This is a genomic window from Ferruginibacter paludis, from assembly GCF_030409685.1.
In the GTDB taxonomy this organism is placed as follows: Bacteria; Bacteroidota; Bacteroidia; order Chitinophagales; family Chitinophagaceae; genus Ferruginibacter; species Ferruginibacter paludis.
The window spans coordinates 20358-36852 of the sequence record NZ_JAUFQJ010000013.1 but is presented as its reverse complement, the minus strand read 5'-3'; the positions used below and the strand labels follow the sequence as shown (position 1 = coordinate 36852).

The following is a 16495-nucleotide window of genomic DNA, read 5'->3' as shown; positions in this document are numbered from 1 at the left end:
ATACAATACCCTAAAGTGGTAATAAAAATCAGGTGAAAGAAAGTGTCAGGCCATCATAGGCAAGGTGCATATTAAGCGGGAGTTCTTTGGCAACATCTGCGTGTTTACCCAGCTGATGGCTTACATGCGTGAAATAGGCTGTTGGTATTTCCAACTCTTTTACTAAATCAATCGCCTCATCCAGGGTAAAATGAGACACGTGGGCGGCATGCCGGAGAGCATTTACAACTAATATTTCGCTGCCTTTAATTTTTTTCTTCTCTTCAGGTTCTATTCTATTGGCATCTGTTATATAGGTAAATTTTCCAAACCGGTATCCCATTACAGGCATCTTCATATGCCAGACCAATATTGGCGTTACAGGTATATCGCCAATCATGAAAGGTGTACTATCAATTGTATTCAAATTAATTTCAGGAATACCCGGATATCGTTTGTCTGCAAAGATGTAGGCGAATTCCCGTTTGATACCTTCTTCTGTTAACGTATTGGCGTATACTTCCATCGCTTTCCCTGAGAAAAAAGAAAAGGCTTTAACATCGTCCAATCCTGCTATATGATCCTTGTGTGGATGGGTGAACAAAACTGCATCCAGTTGTTTAATCTGTTCCCTTAGCATCTGATAGCGAAAGTCTGGTGTTGTATCTACAACAAAAGATGTGGCAGCACTCTGCACTAAAATACTGCTGCGTAAACGCTTATCTTTTTTATCCTCTGAAGCACAAACTGGGCAAGGACAAGCAACCATGGGAACACCGGTGCTGGTTCCGGTACCAAGAAATGTTATTTTTAAAGGAGGGCTTTGCACGTGACAAAAATAGACAATAACAACCAAGCAAGCATACAAGAATAAAGAAAATGGTCGTTACTTATCATTTCCAACTGTCATCAGCTCATCATACAGCTTTTGACTTTCATGGGTAAGGGCATCAAAATTTATCTCCAGTTGTGGTAACAAATCAATCAGGGTATTTATTTTACCTTCTGTTTGAAAAAACTTATTTAACACCACTACCTTTTTAGCTTGCAAAATGCAATAACCGCTTTGAAAATTGCCTCTCTCGTAACGAATTACATAACCGCTTTCCTCGATGATTTTTTCAATTTTATCAAGCGTATGTTGTGTAAATTTTATTATCATAAATAGTACGCCTTTAAGCACAGATTGTTTATGCAAATTTACTACAGCCATTGAGTTTTGCTGGTTTCTACTTATCCACAAAAGTTTATAAGTCTTGTGCATCAAGGTCGGCGCTGAGGGTCAGACCGCAGTAAAGAGTCTACTATTTATTTGTCATGCGTATTATCGGCACTATCATTTCTTCCAGGCTTACACCTCCATGTTGAAATGTATTGCGGTAATAATTAACAAAGTGATTGTAGTTATTAGGGTAGCAAAGAAATATATCCCCTTTGGCAAAAATGAAAGATGAATTTACATTCGGTGTTGGCAGCCCCGCCTCTTTGGGGTCTCTGAACACCAACACGTCTTTTGCATCATAGTTTAAATTGCGGCCATGTTTGTAACGAAGATTGGCAGTAGTTTGTTTGTCGCCTATTACTTTAGCAGGCGTTTTTACCCTCACCGTTCCATGATCGGTTCCAACAATAACAGTCACTTTTTTATCTGCGATTTTTTTCAGTGCCTGGTTAAGAGGCGAATGTATAAACCAGCTTTCAGTAATACTGCGGTAGCTGATTTCATCCCCCGCCAGCTCTTTCAATACTTCCATTTCCGTACGGGCATGACTGAGCATATCGATGAAATTATACACAATAATATTGATGTCATTTTGCATCATGTTATGCATATTCTCCACCATTTTTTGCCCGTCGTGATTATTGGTTATTTTGGTGTACGAATATTTTAAATCCGATTTACCCAACCGCTTCAGCTGGGCTTTAAAAAATTCTTCTTCGTACAAATTTTTGCCACCTTCTTCATCATCATTTTTCCATTGCTCTTTAAACTGCTTTTCAATATCAATGGGCAGCATGCCGGAAAAAATCGCATTGCGGGCATATTGTGTAGCGGTAGGCAAGATGGAATAAAATGTATCTTCTTCCTGTATGCGAAAATTTTCAGCGAAGATGGGTTGTATTACTTTCCACTGATCGAAGCGCAAATTATCTATGAGTACAAAGAATAACGGAACACCTTTTTCAACATGCGGCAGCACTTTAAATTTCATTAAATTATGACTCATTACCGGCGCACTACCATTTTTAGGATTGATCCAGGATGCGTAGTTGCGGCTGATGAATTTAAAAAATTCTGTATTGGCTTCTGCCTTTTGCGATTGAAAAACTTCCTGCATTTCCGGGCTGTCGCTCTTCTTCATTTCCAGCTCCCAGTACACCAGTTTTTTATAAATCTCCATCCAGCCATTGTAATCCGGATTATCGTTCAGCGCCATAAACAAGCTGCGGAATTCCTGCTGATAGGCTGACGTAGTTTTTTCTGCAACCAGTCTTTTATTGTCAATCAGTTTTTTTAAACTAAGCCATACCTGGTTTGGGTTTACCGGCTTTATCAGGTAATCACTTATCTGGCTGCCAATAGCCTCATCCATTAAATTTTCTGCTTCGTTTTTTGTTATAAGTACAACAGGCAAATTACTGTTGGCTTCCTTAATTTGCTGCAATGTCTGCAAACCAGTTATGCCGGGCATAGTCTCATCCAGCAATACTACATCTACAATATTTTCTTTAACAAATTCAACGGCATCAAAACCATTTGTCTTGGTTTGCACTTCGTAGCCCTTATTTTCTAAAAACATTATTTGCGAAGTCAGACTGTCAATTTCATCATCTACCCACAGTATTTTGGCTATACTCATAATTGTGTTATTTGTTTATTGTTTGTTATTAGCAATCTCAATGTGTCAATTAAAATATTTATAGCTTATAATTGAAGAAAATTACCACTGGGTAATAAGCGATTGAACAAAAAGATAAAATCAGCGATGTAAAAATTATCTATACGGTTGTAATAATAAGTTAAACAAATAAGGTGTGTCAGCAAATATAATGGTTTCACCTTTCAGATTTGTAGCTTTGCGCTGCATGCAAAATAAGATTTAACAAAATACTACCAACCATAAAATAGTAATGCAGCTAAAAAAAATAATCAACGATCCGGTGTACGGTTTTATCACCATCGATGATGAACTGGTTTTTAAAATCATTGCCCATCCGTACTATCAGCGTCTTCGCAGAATACACCAGATGGCCATGGCACACCTGGTTTACCCGGGGGCTGTGCATACCAGGCTGCATCATTCACTGGGGGCTTATCACTTAATGTGCAACGCCCTGAACGAATTAAAAAATAAAGGTATTGACATATCAAAGGAAGAAGAGCAGGCCGCAAAAGTGGCGATATTACTGCATGATGCGGGGCACGGGCCATTTAGCCATGCACTGGAAAACGTGTTGATTGAAGGCATGCCCCATGAGTCGATTTCTTTGTTACTGATGAAGGACCTGAACAAACAATATAATGGTCAGCTGCAGGTTGCAATGGATATATTTACCAATGTATACCCGAAGAAATTTCTTCACCAGCTTATCAGCGGGCAACTGGATGTAGACAGGATGGATTATTTAACAAGAGACAGCTTTTTTAGCGGCGTGAGCGAGGGTGTAATCGGGTACGACCGGATTATAAAAATGCTAACGGTGCACAATGGCGAACTGATGGTAGAAGAGAAGGCGATTTACTCCATTGAGAAATTTTTGGTAGCACGCCGGCTGATGTACTGGCAGGTATACCTGCATAAAACTGTCTTATGTGCTGAGCAAATGTTGCAGCAAATTATTAAGAGGGCAAAATATATAAAGGCATTTACCAAAACCCCGCTTAACAAATTTATTAATGAGCCAATTGAAACGGTAACGCTGGCAGAATTTTGCCAGCTGGACGATTACGATGTAATGAGCGCAATAAAAGAATGGTGTACACATAGCGATGCTGTATTATCCATTTTGTGTAAAGGGATTATTGACAGGCAGTTGCTTAAAATAAAATATTTTGGTGACCCTGTTGATACTAACCTGGTGGCCGAAAAAACTATTATGGCAATGGAAAAATATAATTTGAATGCTGTGGATGCGGGTTGGCTGGTGTTTACCGGTGAGGCCGTAAGCAACACTTATAATTTTGAAGATGAGCATATTCATATTTTGTTTAAGGATGGTTCAGTGAAGGATATATCGGAAGTGGACAATGCTCTTATTAATCAAAACATGAAGAGCAAGGTTAAAAAATATTACATTTGTTTTTCAAGATAGCCGCGTAGCTTTTGGCATTCCCCAATGCACTTTTAAAGTTTCGTGTTATATGCTTAAAGCTTAAAAAATTATGCAATTTTCAGCAGCACAAATAGCCATGATGATAGATGGCAAAATTGAAGGTAACGCCAATATACAGGTAGGATTTTTCGGCAAAATAGAAGAAGCTGTTGAAGGCGAACTGACTTTTTTAGCCAACCCAAAATATGAAGAATACCTATACAGCACCGCAGCTTCTATCGTAATCGTAAATCATTCGCTGGAATTAAAACAACCCGTATCAGCAACATTGATAAGGGTTCAGGATGCATATACAGCTTTCGCTACTTTGCTGGACAAATATCAACAAATAAAAAATCAACAGTTAACAGGCATTCAGCAACCCGCCTACGTTGATGCAACTGCAAAAATAGGCGAACAGGTATTTATTGGTGCGTTCGCTTATATAGGCGAAAAAGCAATTATTGGTAATAGGGTTAAAATTTATCCCTCTGCCTATATCGGCAACAGGGTAACCATCGGTGAAAACACCATAATACATCCGGGTGTAAAAATATACCATCATTGCAACATTGGTAACAATGTGGTAATCCATTCCGGAACTGTAATTGGCAGCGATGGCTTTGGCTTTGCACCGCAGGCAGATGGTACTTATATCAAAGTTCCTCAGATTGGTAACGTGGTTATTGAAGACAATGTGGAAATTGGCGCCAATACCACCATTGACAGGGCTACCATTGGCAGTACCCTTATAAAGTCAGGAGCAAAACTGGATAATCTTTTACAAATTGCCCACAACGTTGAAATAGGGAACAACTCTGTAATTGCGGCCCAGGCCGGTATCAGCGGCAGCACAAAAATTGGTAACAACGTTATGATTGGTGGACAAGCTGGCGTTGTTGGCCACCTGCAGATAGCCGATGGTACCAAAATAAATGCGCAGAGTGGCGTTAGCAAATCAATAAAAAATCAAAATACCTCCGTAACTGGTTCTCCAGCCTTTGAATATACCGCAGCGTTAAGAAGCCAGGCAATGATCAGAAGCCTTCCCAAACTGGAAAAAAGAATAGAGGAACTGGAAAAATTAGTGAAAGAGTTGTTAACACAGAAGGCATGAATATACTGTTTACCTGTATTATTTTTTAGCGAGAATTCTATAAGTATGTTTAATAAAACAGCTAAAGCCAAATTCGTGGCAGTTCCGGAGACAATCTTCTTAAAAATATACTATTTTTTAGTACTATAAGAAGGGAGAGGCGGGTGAACAAGGCGATTATATACCGGCGCCTGATGCCAAAAATAAAATACCTTTGCCGCAATTTATAAAAACCGGTTTACGTATGGATGCACATTTCAACCCCGATAAACAACATACTCTCCTATCAGCTGTCAACATATCAGGTACAGGATTACATACTGGTATTAATGTAGATATGACCCTCCGGCCTGCCAATGCCGGCTTTGGATACCAGTTTCAGCGAATCGACTTGCCGGGAATGCCTATCATTAAAGCTGATTGTGACCTTGTAACCGATACGTCCAGGGGGACAACTCTTGAAGTGGGTGAGGCAAAAATAAGCACCGTAGAGCATATTCTGGCTGCACTGGTAGGTATGGGAGTAGACAATTGCCTGATTGAAATAAACGGACCGGAAATACCCATCATTGATGGCAGTAGTGAACCCTTTGTTGAAATTATCAATGAAGGCGGTATACTGGAACAGGAAGCTACAAAAGCCTGGTATTCGATCGATAACAATATTTCTTACTACGATGAAGTAAAGCGGGTGGAAATGACTGTTTTACCTGCCACTGACTATAAAATAACCACGCTGATAGATTTTAACAGTCCGGTTTTAGGTACGCAACATGCAAGTTTAAAAAGCATGCACGAGTTTCAAAGCCAGATATCACCTTGCCGCACCTTTTGCTTTTTACATGAGTTGGAAGCTTTGCTGGATAATAATCTTATAAAAGGAGGTGATATCAATAATGCCATTGTAGTGGTTGATAAACCTGTAACAAAAGAAGAAATGACCAGGCTCGCAAAAGCTTTCGGCCGTGAGAGAGTAGAAGTTAAAAGTGAAGGCTACCTGAATAACCTGGAACTGCGTTTCCCCAACGAACCGGCCAGGCATAAATTACTGGATGTGATAGGTGACCTTGCCCTGATTGGTTACCCCATTAAAGGGCATATTATTGCCAACAGGCCAGGCCACAGCAGCAATGTAGAATTTGCAAAAAAGATAAAAAACTACATCAAGAAGAATAAACATACCAAGGGCATTCCTATTTATGATCCCACACAACCACCGGTATATTCTCTTCAACAGATCGAAAAAACATTGCCACACCGCTATCCTTTTTTGTTGGTCGACAAAATTATCGAGCTGACAGATAAACAAATTGTAGGTATTAAAAATGTAACCTTTAATGAATATTTTTTCCAGGGGCATTTTCCCGGAAACCCTGTAATGCCGGGTGTTTTACAGATTGAAGCCTTGGCGCAAACAGGAGGCATTCTCTGCATTAATGCCATGCCCGAAGGCCAGTATGATACTTATTTTATTAAGATTGAAAACTGTAAATTCAAACAAAAAGTGGTTCCCGGAGATACCATGATTTTAAAAATGGAATTAATTGAACCGATTCGCCGCGGTATTTGTGTGATGAGAGCCAGCATTTTTGTTGGAAATAAACTTTGTACAGAAGGTGATTTGACAGCACAGCTGGTAAAAAGAAATTAATTACTCAACAGGTCAATTTTTGTCATGATTCATCCGCATACATATATTCATCCCAACGCCAAACTGGCAACAAACGTAAAGATTGATCCATTCAGTGTTATTCATCCCAATGTTGAAATTGGTGAGGGTACCTGGATTGGAAGCAACGTAACCATAATGGAAGGTGCCCGAATTGGTAAAAACTGTCGCATTTTTCCAGGTGCTGTTATTGCTGCCATACCACAGGATCTTAAATTTGAGGGCGAGCAAACCACGGTAGAAATTGGAGACAACACAACCATACGGGAATTTGTTACAGTGAACAGGGGCAGTAAAGACCGCTGGACAACCAAGGTTGGCAATAACTGCTTAATAATGGCTTATAGTCACATTGCTCACGATTGTATTGTTGGTAATAATTGTATTATGAGCAACAGTACACAAATGGCGGGGCATGTAACCATGGGTGATAACTCTATTCTTGCAGGGATGTGTGCCATTCACCAGTTTGTCCAAATAGGCCAGCATGCTTTTATTAGCGGAGGCTCATTGGTTAGTAAAGATGTGCCCCCCTATATTAAAGCTGGCCGTACGCCACTGAGTTATGCAGGTGTTAATTCTATCGGCTTAAAACGTAAAGGCTTTTCTATAGACCGCATCAACAAAATTCTGGATATTTACAGGATTATCTACAATAAAAGTATGAACACATCGCAGGCGCTCAATTTTATTGAAGAAGAATTGCCTGCAACAGATGAAAGAGATGAAATTGTGACTTTTATAAGGGAAAGTGGCAGGGGTATTATAAAGCGTTTCTCAAAAGGCAGCGGTGACGACGAGTAATTAATTTTACAGCATCTGTAAAATCTCCTGGTAAACAGCACCTTCATACACATTATGCAAATCACATTAAACAATGTTGGAAAACGATTTAACCGGGAATGGATTTTCCGCCATTTTAGCTACCAGTTTTCTGATACCAAAAAATATGCTGTTACAGGATCCAATGGCTCGGGTAAATCTACTTTATTACAGGTGATTGCGGGTTCACTTTCTCATAATGAAGGAAAAATTGATTTTTCATTACGGCAGAATCAATTGGAAAACGAACACCATTTTCAACATATTTCTATCGCGGCTCCTTACCTGGAACTAATTGAAGAAATGACCGCAGGTGAATTTATAAGCTTTCATCAGCAGTTTAAACCGCTCATTTTACCCGATGCGGAAATACTGGAAATTGCTGGCTTAAAAAAAGCGGTTAATAAACAGATTCGTTATTATAGCAGCGGCATGAAACAAAGACTAAAACTGGCGCAGGCTTTCTTTTGCGATGCCCCTGTTTTATTGTTAGATGAGCCCACCACTAATTTAGATGCTGAAGGAATTGCGTTATACCAAAGGCTTATCAGGGATTTTACAGAAACCAAGCTCGTAATAATCAGCAGCAACGATTTACAGGAATACAATTTTTGTGACGTTGTAATTGCTATTGCAGATTATAAGTAACCCTGTTACCGCCGGCTGGCGATAAGTAAATTGAGATCTGTATATTTTAAATCAAAGCGCTCACTTAGATAAAAATTGGTAAGGCTTCCTTTAAACATGTAAATACCGCTGCGGATATTTATTTTGTACCACACCACGTTGTCAATGCCCCCATCATCAGCAGTTTCAAGCAGCAAAGGCATCAATACGTTACTGATTGCCTGGGAAGCCGTACGGGCAAAGCCACTCGGGATATTGGGTACGCAATAATGTATTACGTCATACTTTCTAAAAACAGGTTTCTCCAGCGTGGTAACTTCGCTGGTCTCAAAACATCCGCCCCTGTCAATACTCACATCAACAATCACTGTGCCCGGCCGCATATTGCTCACCATTTCTTCGGTAACTACAATAGGAGTACGGCCGCCGGTACTGCTCAGGGCGCCTACGGCAACATCGCAGGTTTTTAGTTGTTTGGATAAAATTTTAGGTTCAATTACTGAGGTCCACAACCGGCCACCAATATTATTTTGCAACCTTTTCAGCCGGTAGATACTGTTGTCAAAAATCTTTACACTGGCACCCATTGCCAGCGCTGTTCTTGCTGCATATTCACCAACAATACCAGCACCGATAATGATCACTTTTGTTGGAGGAATACCACTGATACCGCCAACCAACACCCCTTTACCATGATTGGCGTTATTGAGGTACTGCCCGGCTATCAGCATTACTGCACTGCCTGCAATTTCGCTCATGCTGCGCACAATGGGATTGTGCCCGCTATCATCTTTAAGGTTTTCGAAACTTAAGGCAGTAATTTTTTTGTCCATCATTTTTTGCAAAATTTCCCGTTTCATAACAGACAAATGAATGGGAGAAATAATGTAATGATTGGGCTTCAGCAATTCGCATTCGCTTTCACTTACCGGCGCACTTTTTACGAGTATGTCACATTCAAAAACTTCTTTCTTATCATAGGCGATTTTTGCCCCTGCGTCGCTATAATCTTTATCACTATAACTGGCACCCTCACCCGCCATAGTTTCCACTACTACCCTATGGCCATTGGCAACCATTACACCCACAGCTTCTGGCGTAAGTGCAATCCGGTTTTCACTAAAAGAAGTCTCTTTTGGAATGCCAATAAATAACTCTTCCCCTTTAGGTTTTATATCCAGTGTTTCTTCCAGTGTTTCATAACTAAAAGAAGGAGAGACAAATGGTTTTGATGTTGCCATAAATTTTTACAAGTTCAAGCGTACAAATTACAAATTAATTTTCAGCTTTCTGGTATTGGTGTCAATTGCTGTAATAGCGACGTGCAATGTACCATCAGGAAATAGGCCGGGCGTTTTTTGAGGCCATTCCACAAAACAGGTATTTCCGCTATACAGGCAATCTTCAACACCGGCCTGAATCGCTTCCTCCTCGTTTTTTAAGCGATATAAATCTATATGATAAATAAGCTGCCGTTGGGGGGTGATGTATTGGTTGATGATGGAAAAAGTAGGGCTGCTGATACCGTCTGTTACACCTGCAACTTCACACAAAGCGTGTACAAAAGTAGTTTTGCCTGCACCCATCTCCCCTTCAAACGCAAACACTTTAAAAGCATTGGTGATGCTTGTAAACTCTCTTGCAGCGGCTTCTATATTATCCAGCGTATAAATTAACTCCATGTTGCAAAGATATTTTCCTTCAATAGTAATACGGTACCAAACACAAAGAATAATTTTGCGGTATGGAAAAGGTAGACTGGAAGGTAGATGGAATGGACTGTACAAATTGTGCACTTACCATTTCAAAATATCTTACAAAAGAAGGGGTAAAAAACGTAAAGGTTAATTTCATCGGCGGAGATGTAAGTTTTGAACTAAACGGAAATACGCCAAAAGAAAAACTAGCGAAAGGCATAGCAGACCTGGGTTACACGGTAGTGGGTGAAATGCATGCGGATATGGCCAAACCTCCGTTTAAACTTTTTGCCAATCATTTACAACGTTTTTTATTTTGTCTCCCATTTACAACGGTACTGATGCTGCATATGCTGCCCTGGCATATCCATTTCTTAATGAACCCCTACATTCAACTGGCCATTTGCTTGCCTGTTTATATTGTAGGCATGAGTTATTTTGGGGTGAGCGCAGTAAAAAGCTTACGCAGGGGAATACCCAATATGAATGTACTGATTGCCATTGGTGCCACTGCGGCATTTGTATACAGCCTGATTGGAACACTTGGTAATTATGGAATGGATTATGTGTTTTATGAAACAGCCGCTACAATCATCACCCTGGTTTTTTTAGGCGAATGGGTAGAACACAGGTCTGTTGCTCTTACGCAAAAAGAACTGAATAAATTAGCTGGTCAGCAAAAGGTGATGGCTAATATGATTGCCTTTGACGACGAGCATAAGGAGAATATTTTTCCGGTAGAAAATACACAGCTCCGCCCCGGTGATTTAATCCTGATTAAAAGTGGTGAACAGGTTCCAACCGATTGCAAAATATTATGGGGCGATGCACAGGTGAATGAATCCCTGTTAACAGGCGAAAGTGTTCCTGTGCGCAAGCACAAAAAAGATAGTCTTATAGGTGGCAGTATTTTAACAGATGGTACAGTAAAAGCCCAGGTAACCGCCACCGGAAAAGACACTGTGCTCAGCAATATTTTAAACCTGGTAAAACAAGCGCAGGGCGAAAAACCGCCGATACAGCAATTGGCAGATAAGATCAGCGCCATTTTTGTGCCTGTTGTTTTAGGCATTTCGGTACTTACATTTCTTATCAATTACTTTTTTGTTGATGCCGGAATTACGCATTCTTTAATGAGAAGCATCGCTGTTTTGGTAATCAGCTGTCCTTGTGCCATGGGGCTCGCAACGCCTGCTGCCATTGCTGTCGGGCTTGGCAGGGCGGCAAAAAATGGGATTCTTTTCCGCAATGCAAAAAGCCTGGAATTATTTAAAGATATACAAACAGTAGTGTTTGATAAAACAGGAACCCTTACCAAAGGCGAATTTGTAATCACCAGTTTTCACTCTGCTGTTTTACCTGAAGAAGATTTTAAACGGATTATTTTTTCATTGGAAAAATATTCCAATCACCCCATTGCAAAAGTGATCACCAGCAACTGGAAAACCAATAATACTATTAGCTGGAAAAAAGTGGAAGAGATAAAAGGAGTAGGCGTTACGGGAACCGATAATGAAGGCAATGTATACCAGTTGGGTAACAGCAATATCGAAGCTTCTTCCGGTACAGAAAAAAGTCACACCGCTTATCTTGTCAAAAATAACCAGGTAATCGGCTGGTTGGATATGGAAGATGAAATCAGAAAAGAATCAAAAGAGGTTATCGACTACCTGCACTCAAAAAACATCACCACTATATTGTTAAGCGGCGACGGCTACGAACGATGTAAAAGAATTGCAGATGCTGTTGGAATTGATACCGTATACGCTGAAAAAAAGCCAGCGGAAAAATTACAGGTAATTGAAGCCTTAACGAAGGAGCATCCAACCGCTATGGTGGGTGATGGCATCAATGATGCTCCTGCACTGGCTAAAGCTACCATTGGCATCTCTATGAGCGACGCTTCACAGCTGGCCATGCAGACCGCACAAGTGGTGTTGATGAACAAAGGAATACAACATTTGCCACTGGCGCTTGGGCTGGGTAAACATACTTTCGGCACCATTAAACAAAACTTATTCTGGGCTTTTATTTATAATATTGTGGCAATCCCAATCGCCGCTGCGGGGTTCCTGCATCCGGGCATAGCTGCTCTTGCAATGGGTTTCAGCGACGTTGTACTGGCTATTAATTCCATTAAGCTCAATTACAAAAAAGTGGTTTAATTTCAAACCATAAAAATTCCATTTGTCAATCAATCAAATTCTACAAGAGTACTGGGGATATGATGTATTCCGTCCTCTACAGGAAGAAATCATCTATTCAGTTTTGGCTGGAAAAGATACACTTGCCTTATTGCCTACCGGTGGGGGCAAATCTATTTGTTTCCAGGTGCCCGCTTTGGCGAAAGATGGAATATGCCTCGTTATCAGTCCGCTGATCGCTTTAATGAAAGATCAGGTACAAAATTTAAAAAATAAAGGTATCCCTGCCCTGTCTGTGTATTCGGGCATGAGTTTTTTTGAAGTAAAAAAAACATTGCAGAATGCCGTGCATGGCAATTATAAGTTTCTGTATGTGTCACCCGAGCGCCTGGAAACAAATCTATTTTTAGAATACCTGCCGGCAATGAATATCAACCTCATCGCAGTGGATGAAGCACATTGTATTTCGCAGTGGGGGTATGATTTCAGACCTCCTTACACCCGCATAGCACAATTACGGGAATACTTGCCTGATACGCCAGTACTCGCCTTAACGGCGTCGGCAACAGCAATCGTGCAGGATGATATTTGTGAAAAATTAGCCTTCTCCAAAAATCAGCAACGGTATCAGCAGTCTTTTGAAAGAGCGAATCTTTCCTACAGTATTTTTAATGTAGCCAGCAAGCAAATTAAACTGCTTGAAATTTTAAATAATGTTAAAGGCAGTGCCATTGTTTACTGTAAAAGCCGGCGGCATACAAAAGATATTGCCGACCTCTTATCACTAAATAAAATAAGCGCTAGCTTTTACCATGCCGGTTTAAGCAACGAAGAAAGAAATAAACGGCAGGAAGACTGGATCAATAATGAAACCCGTGTAATGGCCTGTACCAATGCTTTTGGTATGGGCATAGACAAGCCGAACGTGAGAGTAGTAGTGCATTATGATGTACCCGATTGCCTGGAAAACTATTACCAGGAAGCAGGCAGGGCCGGCCGCGATGGCAAAAGAGCTTATGCAGTGTTATTATACAGCGACCGGGAGCTACAGGACTTACAATATCAGTCTGCCATCCGCTATCCGGAAAAAGAAGAAATAAAAAAAGTGTATACAGCTATCATGAATCACCTGCAGATTCCCGCCGGCAGCGGCGAAGGTATCAGTTATGATTTTGATATGGCAACTTTTACAACAGCTTTCAAACTTAACATGCTAACCGCAACCTATGCAATTAAAACGCTGGAGCAGGAAGATATAGTCACATTCAATGAACTCTTTTTTAAACCATCTTCTGCGTCCTTCACCTGCGATAAAAATCAGCTTACCGAATTTGAGCAACAATACCCGCAACTTGAACCTTTAATAAAAGGGCTTCTAAGATCTTATGAAGGAATTTTTGATTTTCCTACCGCCATTCATGAAAATCAACTGGCTAATTTTATTCATAAAAAATTACCGGATGTTTTACAGCAATTACAATTTTTACATCAAGGCGGTATCATTGATTATTCACCCCGGAAAGACAAACCACAACTAACCCTTTTGCAAAACAGGATGTACGCAGACAGCTTTGTTATTGACCTTTCCAATTACACAAAAAGAAAATTAAATTTTGAAAAAAGAGTGCAGGCAATTTGCGGATACATTCAGCAAACAACCCGCTGCAGAAGCCAGTTTATTGCTGCCTATTTTAATGATCACGATGTAAAAGCATGTGGCATTTGTGACAATTGCATCAATCAGCAGGATTTGAAAATAAGTGCGGAAGAATTTGAGAAAATTACCGGTGAAATTTATAAACAGGTAATTCAGCAACCCCTATCCTATAAAGAGCTGATGAAAAATTTAACCGGTTTAAATAAAGAAAAATTCTGGAAAGTATTTAATTATCTGCAGGCAGAAAAGAAGATTAATATTAACAGGCATGGCGTAATAACCAAAGCCTGAACTTTAATTTTGGTTGCAACAGTAACAGCGAAAAACAAGCGGTTATAAAAATAAAAAAGGGACCAAGATAGAAATCTAGTCCCGCTTTAAAATCCAATATCCTATGAAAAACCGAAACGAAGATAGGGTGTAATATCTTACCATACAACATTTTTGAACAATTATTTTATTGCCGCCACCCCCTTTTTAAAAGTAAAAATGACAATATACGAGACTTTCAAAGCGGATAAAATGCCGTTTATGAATTAGTTTTTAATTGTATACCGGTGGGTTTTAAATAGAAAAGAAGCGCCCTGGTACCATGCTATTGCTTCTTTTGACAATTCATCAGAAAGCGGAATCGGGGCCAAGATGCCCGTCGAAAAATCTGTTTGAAACTGTGCTATTTTTTTTTGTGGTGATAGTATTAGCAGCTTATTATCTTTTATAAAACCCATATTTTGGTAAGTACTGATAAAAACTCTGTCTCTTTCAACCGGCGTTCTGTACAAATCAAAACCTAAAAAACGGCTGGAATAATTCATATTCATTATTCCCAATAATGTTGGGGCAAGGTCAATCTGGCTGGCAAGCCGTTCTTCAATTTTTGGCTTAACTAGCGCTGGCGCATAGATGAAACAAGGGATGTGATACCTGTTTGCGGGCAGATCTGTTTTACCGGCACTACGGGAACAATGATCGGCAACAATTACAAATATGGTGTTGTTAAACCAAGGCTTTTTTTCAGCATCTTTTAAAAATTTATGAATGGCGTAATCAGTATATTTTACGCCTCCCTGCATAGATTGGGAGGAAGAGGGAATATCAATTTTTCCTTCAGGGTAGGTATATGGCCGATGATTACTAATGGTCATCAGATGATTGAAAAACAGTGTGCGTTTATTATAGCTTTTGTCGCATTGCTGAAGACAAAAATTAAAAGCAGCTTCGTCGTCAATACCCCAGGCGGTTGTATGATGCACCAGGCTGTCGGGTATATCTCTTTTATCCAACACTGTATATCCATTGTGGCTGAAAAAATACCCCATGTTGTCAAAAAAACTATTGCCGCCGTAAATGAAGTTTACATCATAGCCTTTTCCTTTTAACACCCCACCAATTGTAAACAAATTTTCATTGTTCGGGCGGCGAACAATCGACTGGCCCGGCGTTGGTGTAATACCCAATGACAAAGCTTCCAATCCCCTTACCGTCCTGGTTCCGGAAGCGTAAAAGTTTTTGAAAAACAGGCTTTGCGGTATCAGTGAGTCGAGGTAGGGTGTTATATTTTCTTTACTCCCAAAATATTGCAGGTAATCGCCACTTAAACTTTCTACGCTTATCAATACTACATTCCACTTTTTTTCTGCGCTATCATTGTGGATTAATCTTTCAACACTTAATGGATCGTTGGTAAAAGTGGCATTGGATGTTTGTAACTGATTACGCAAAATTTTGATGTTGGCTGTATCATTGTTGACCTGGTAAAAACGGTTATAATCTAATTCATTGTTCCAGAAGGCTGCACCAAATTCGTACGTGCCGTTGCCTCCCAATTCGTTTACGTAATTATTCTTGCTGATATTTTTCCACCTGCTATTTACAAGAAAATAGCCTGCCAGCGGCACGAGTAAAAAAAGTAAAAACCATACAGTGCGTTTTCCAAAACGCATACTCTTAAGTTGAGATGCTATAAGCGCTTTTTTTACGAGAAAAAGTATCAGCAGGGTAACCAGCACTACGGCCGAAATAATCAGCGGCATATTATACGACTCCTGGATATTGCCTAAGACTTCATTGGTATAAACAAGGTAGTCTACTGCAATAAAATTGAATCGTACATTGAACTCATTCCAAAAAACAATTTCGCTGCCAGCGATCGTTACAATGATAAAAATGAGAATGAAAAAGAATATGAAAAGAGGAACACGCTGTCCTTTTTTTTGAAAGAAAGAATCATTGATCAACCAGCAGTACAAGGCGACGGGTATGGCGAAAAAACTGCTTACAACCAAATCGTAAAACAAGCCAATAACAAAAATACCCAGCAAAAGCAAGGGTGAAAATTCCAGGTTGGGCCAACTTTTTATCAGTAAAATAAGGCGTGTAATAAAACTTATACCACAGATAATCAGCGTAAGTAAAAATAACGGACCAAAACGCTGTGTAAAAAGACTGCTCCATTTTTTCATCCTGCAAAATTAACAAAGCAATTGTTGC

At 39.9% G+C, this 16495-nt stretch carries 13 protein-coding genes; 7 read left to right on the top strand and 6 right to left on the bottom strand.

Going from position 1 to position 16495, the window contains the following annotated elements:
• Positions 1 to 28 precede the first annotated feature (28 nt).
• From QWZ08_RS18560 to porX, 3 genes are all read right to left on the bottom strand, one after another.
• Positions 29 to 808, bottom strand: coding sequence for an MBL fold metallo-hydrolase (locus tag QWZ08_RS18560; RefSeq protein WP_290339023.1), 780 nt, complete (start codon positions 806 to 808; stop codon positions 29 to 31).
• A gap of 57 nt (positions 809 to 865) precedes the next feature.
• Positions 866 to 1192: a hypothetical protein gene (locus QWZ08_RS18555; protein ID WP_290339022.1), complete on the bottom strand. Its 327-nt coding sequence runs from the start codon at positions 1190 to 1192 to the stop codon at positions 866 to 868.
• A gap of 91 nt (positions 1193 to 1283) precedes the next feature.
• On the bottom strand, positions 1284 to 2840 hold the full coding sequence (porX, locus tag QWZ08_RS18550) for a T9SS response regulator signal transducer PorX (RefSeq protein ID WP_290339021.1): 1557 nt from the start codon (positions 2838 to 2840) through the stop codon (positions 1284 to 1286).
• A 271-nt stretch (positions 2841 to 3111) separates the two neighbouring features.
• Here porX and QWZ08_RS18545 point away from each other — a divergent pair, with 271 nt between their 5' ends.
• From QWZ08_RS18545 to QWZ08_RS18525, 5 genes are all read left to right on the top strand, one after another.
• Positions 3112 to 4293 carry an HD domain-containing protein gene (locus tag QWZ08_RS18545; protein ID WP_290339020.1) on the top strand — a complete coding sequence of 394 codons (1182 nt, stop codon included), beginning with the start codon at positions 3112 to 3114 and terminating at the stop codon, positions 4291 to 4293.
• Between the two features lie 70 nt (positions 4294 to 4363).
• Complete coding sequence (gene lpxD / locus QWZ08_RS18540; protein WP_290339019.1) at positions 4364 to 5410, top strand: UDP-3-O-(3-hydroxymyristoyl)glucosamine N-acyltransferase; 1047 nt, start codon at positions 4364 to 4366, stop codon at positions 5408 to 5410.
• 223 nt (positions 5411 to 5633) lie between these two features.
• On the top strand, positions 5634 to 7040 hold the full coding sequence (locus tag QWZ08_RS18535; protein ID WP_290339018.1) for a bifunctional UDP-3-O-[3-hydroxymyristoyl] N-acetylglucosamine deacetylase/3-hydroxyacyl-ACP dehydratase: 1407 nt from the start codon (positions 5634 to 5636) through the stop codon (positions 7038 to 7040).
• A 24-nt stretch (positions 7041 to 7064) separates the two neighbouring features.
• Positions 7065 to 7862 (top strand): acyl-ACP--UDP-N-acetylglucosamine O-acyltransferase, encoded by a 798-nt coding sequence (gene lpxA, locus QWZ08_RS18530; RefSeq protein ID WP_290339017.1) that lies wholly within the window; start codon positions 7065 to 7067, stop codon positions 7860 to 7862.
• A gap of 54 nt (positions 7863 to 7916) precedes the next feature.
• Positions 7917 to 8528 (top strand): ABC transporter ATP-binding protein, encoded by a 612-nt coding sequence (locus QWZ08_RS18525; RefSeq protein ID WP_290339016.1) that lies wholly within the window; start codon positions 7917 to 7919, stop codon positions 8526 to 8528.
• Between the two features lie 5 nt (positions 8529 to 8533).
• On the opposite strand, the gene QWZ08_RS18520 is transcribed toward QWZ08_RS18525, so the two are convergent.
• Positions 8534 to 9748, bottom strand: coding sequence for an alanine dehydrogenase (locus tag QWZ08_RS18520; RefSeq protein ID WP_290339015.1), 1215 nt, complete (start codon positions 9746 to 9748; stop codon positions 8534 to 8536).
• 27 nt (positions 9749 to 9775) lie between these two features.
• Positions 9776 to 10189 (bottom strand): tRNA (adenosine(37)-N6)-threonylcarbamoyltransferase complex ATPase subunit type 1 TsaE, encoded by a 414-nt coding sequence (tsaE, locus tag QWZ08_RS18515; protein WP_290339014.1) that lies wholly within the window; start codon positions 10187 to 10189, stop codon positions 9776 to 9778.
• Between the two features lie 62 nt (positions 10190 to 10251).
• On the opposite strand from tsaE, the gene QWZ08_RS18510 reads away from it, so the two are divergent.
• Together QWZ08_RS18510 and QWZ08_RS18505 are read left to right on the top strand one after the other, a co-directional pair.
• Positions 10252 to 12369 (top strand): heavy metal translocating P-type ATPase, encoded by a 2118-nt coding sequence (locus QWZ08_RS18510; RefSeq protein WP_290339013.1) that lies wholly within the window; start codon positions 10252 to 10254, stop codon positions 12367 to 12369.
• A gap of 22 nt (positions 12370 to 12391) precedes the next feature.
• The gene (locus tag QWZ08_RS18505) at positions 12392 to 14296 is read left to right on the top strand and encodes a RecQ family ATP-dependent DNA helicase (protein WP_290339012.1); all 1905 of its coding nucleotides are present in this window, start codon (positions 12392 to 12394) and stop codon (positions 14294 to 14296) included.
• 245 nt (positions 14297 to 14541) lie between these two features.
• Here QWZ08_RS18505 and QWZ08_RS18500 read toward each other — a convergent pair whose 3' ends face one another.
• Positions 14542 to 16467 (bottom strand): LTA synthase family protein, encoded by a 1926-nt coding sequence (locus tag QWZ08_RS18500; protein ID WP_290339011.1) that lies wholly within the window; start codon positions 16465 to 16467, stop codon positions 14542 to 14544.
• Between the last annotated feature and the right edge of the window lie 28 nt (positions 16468 to 16495).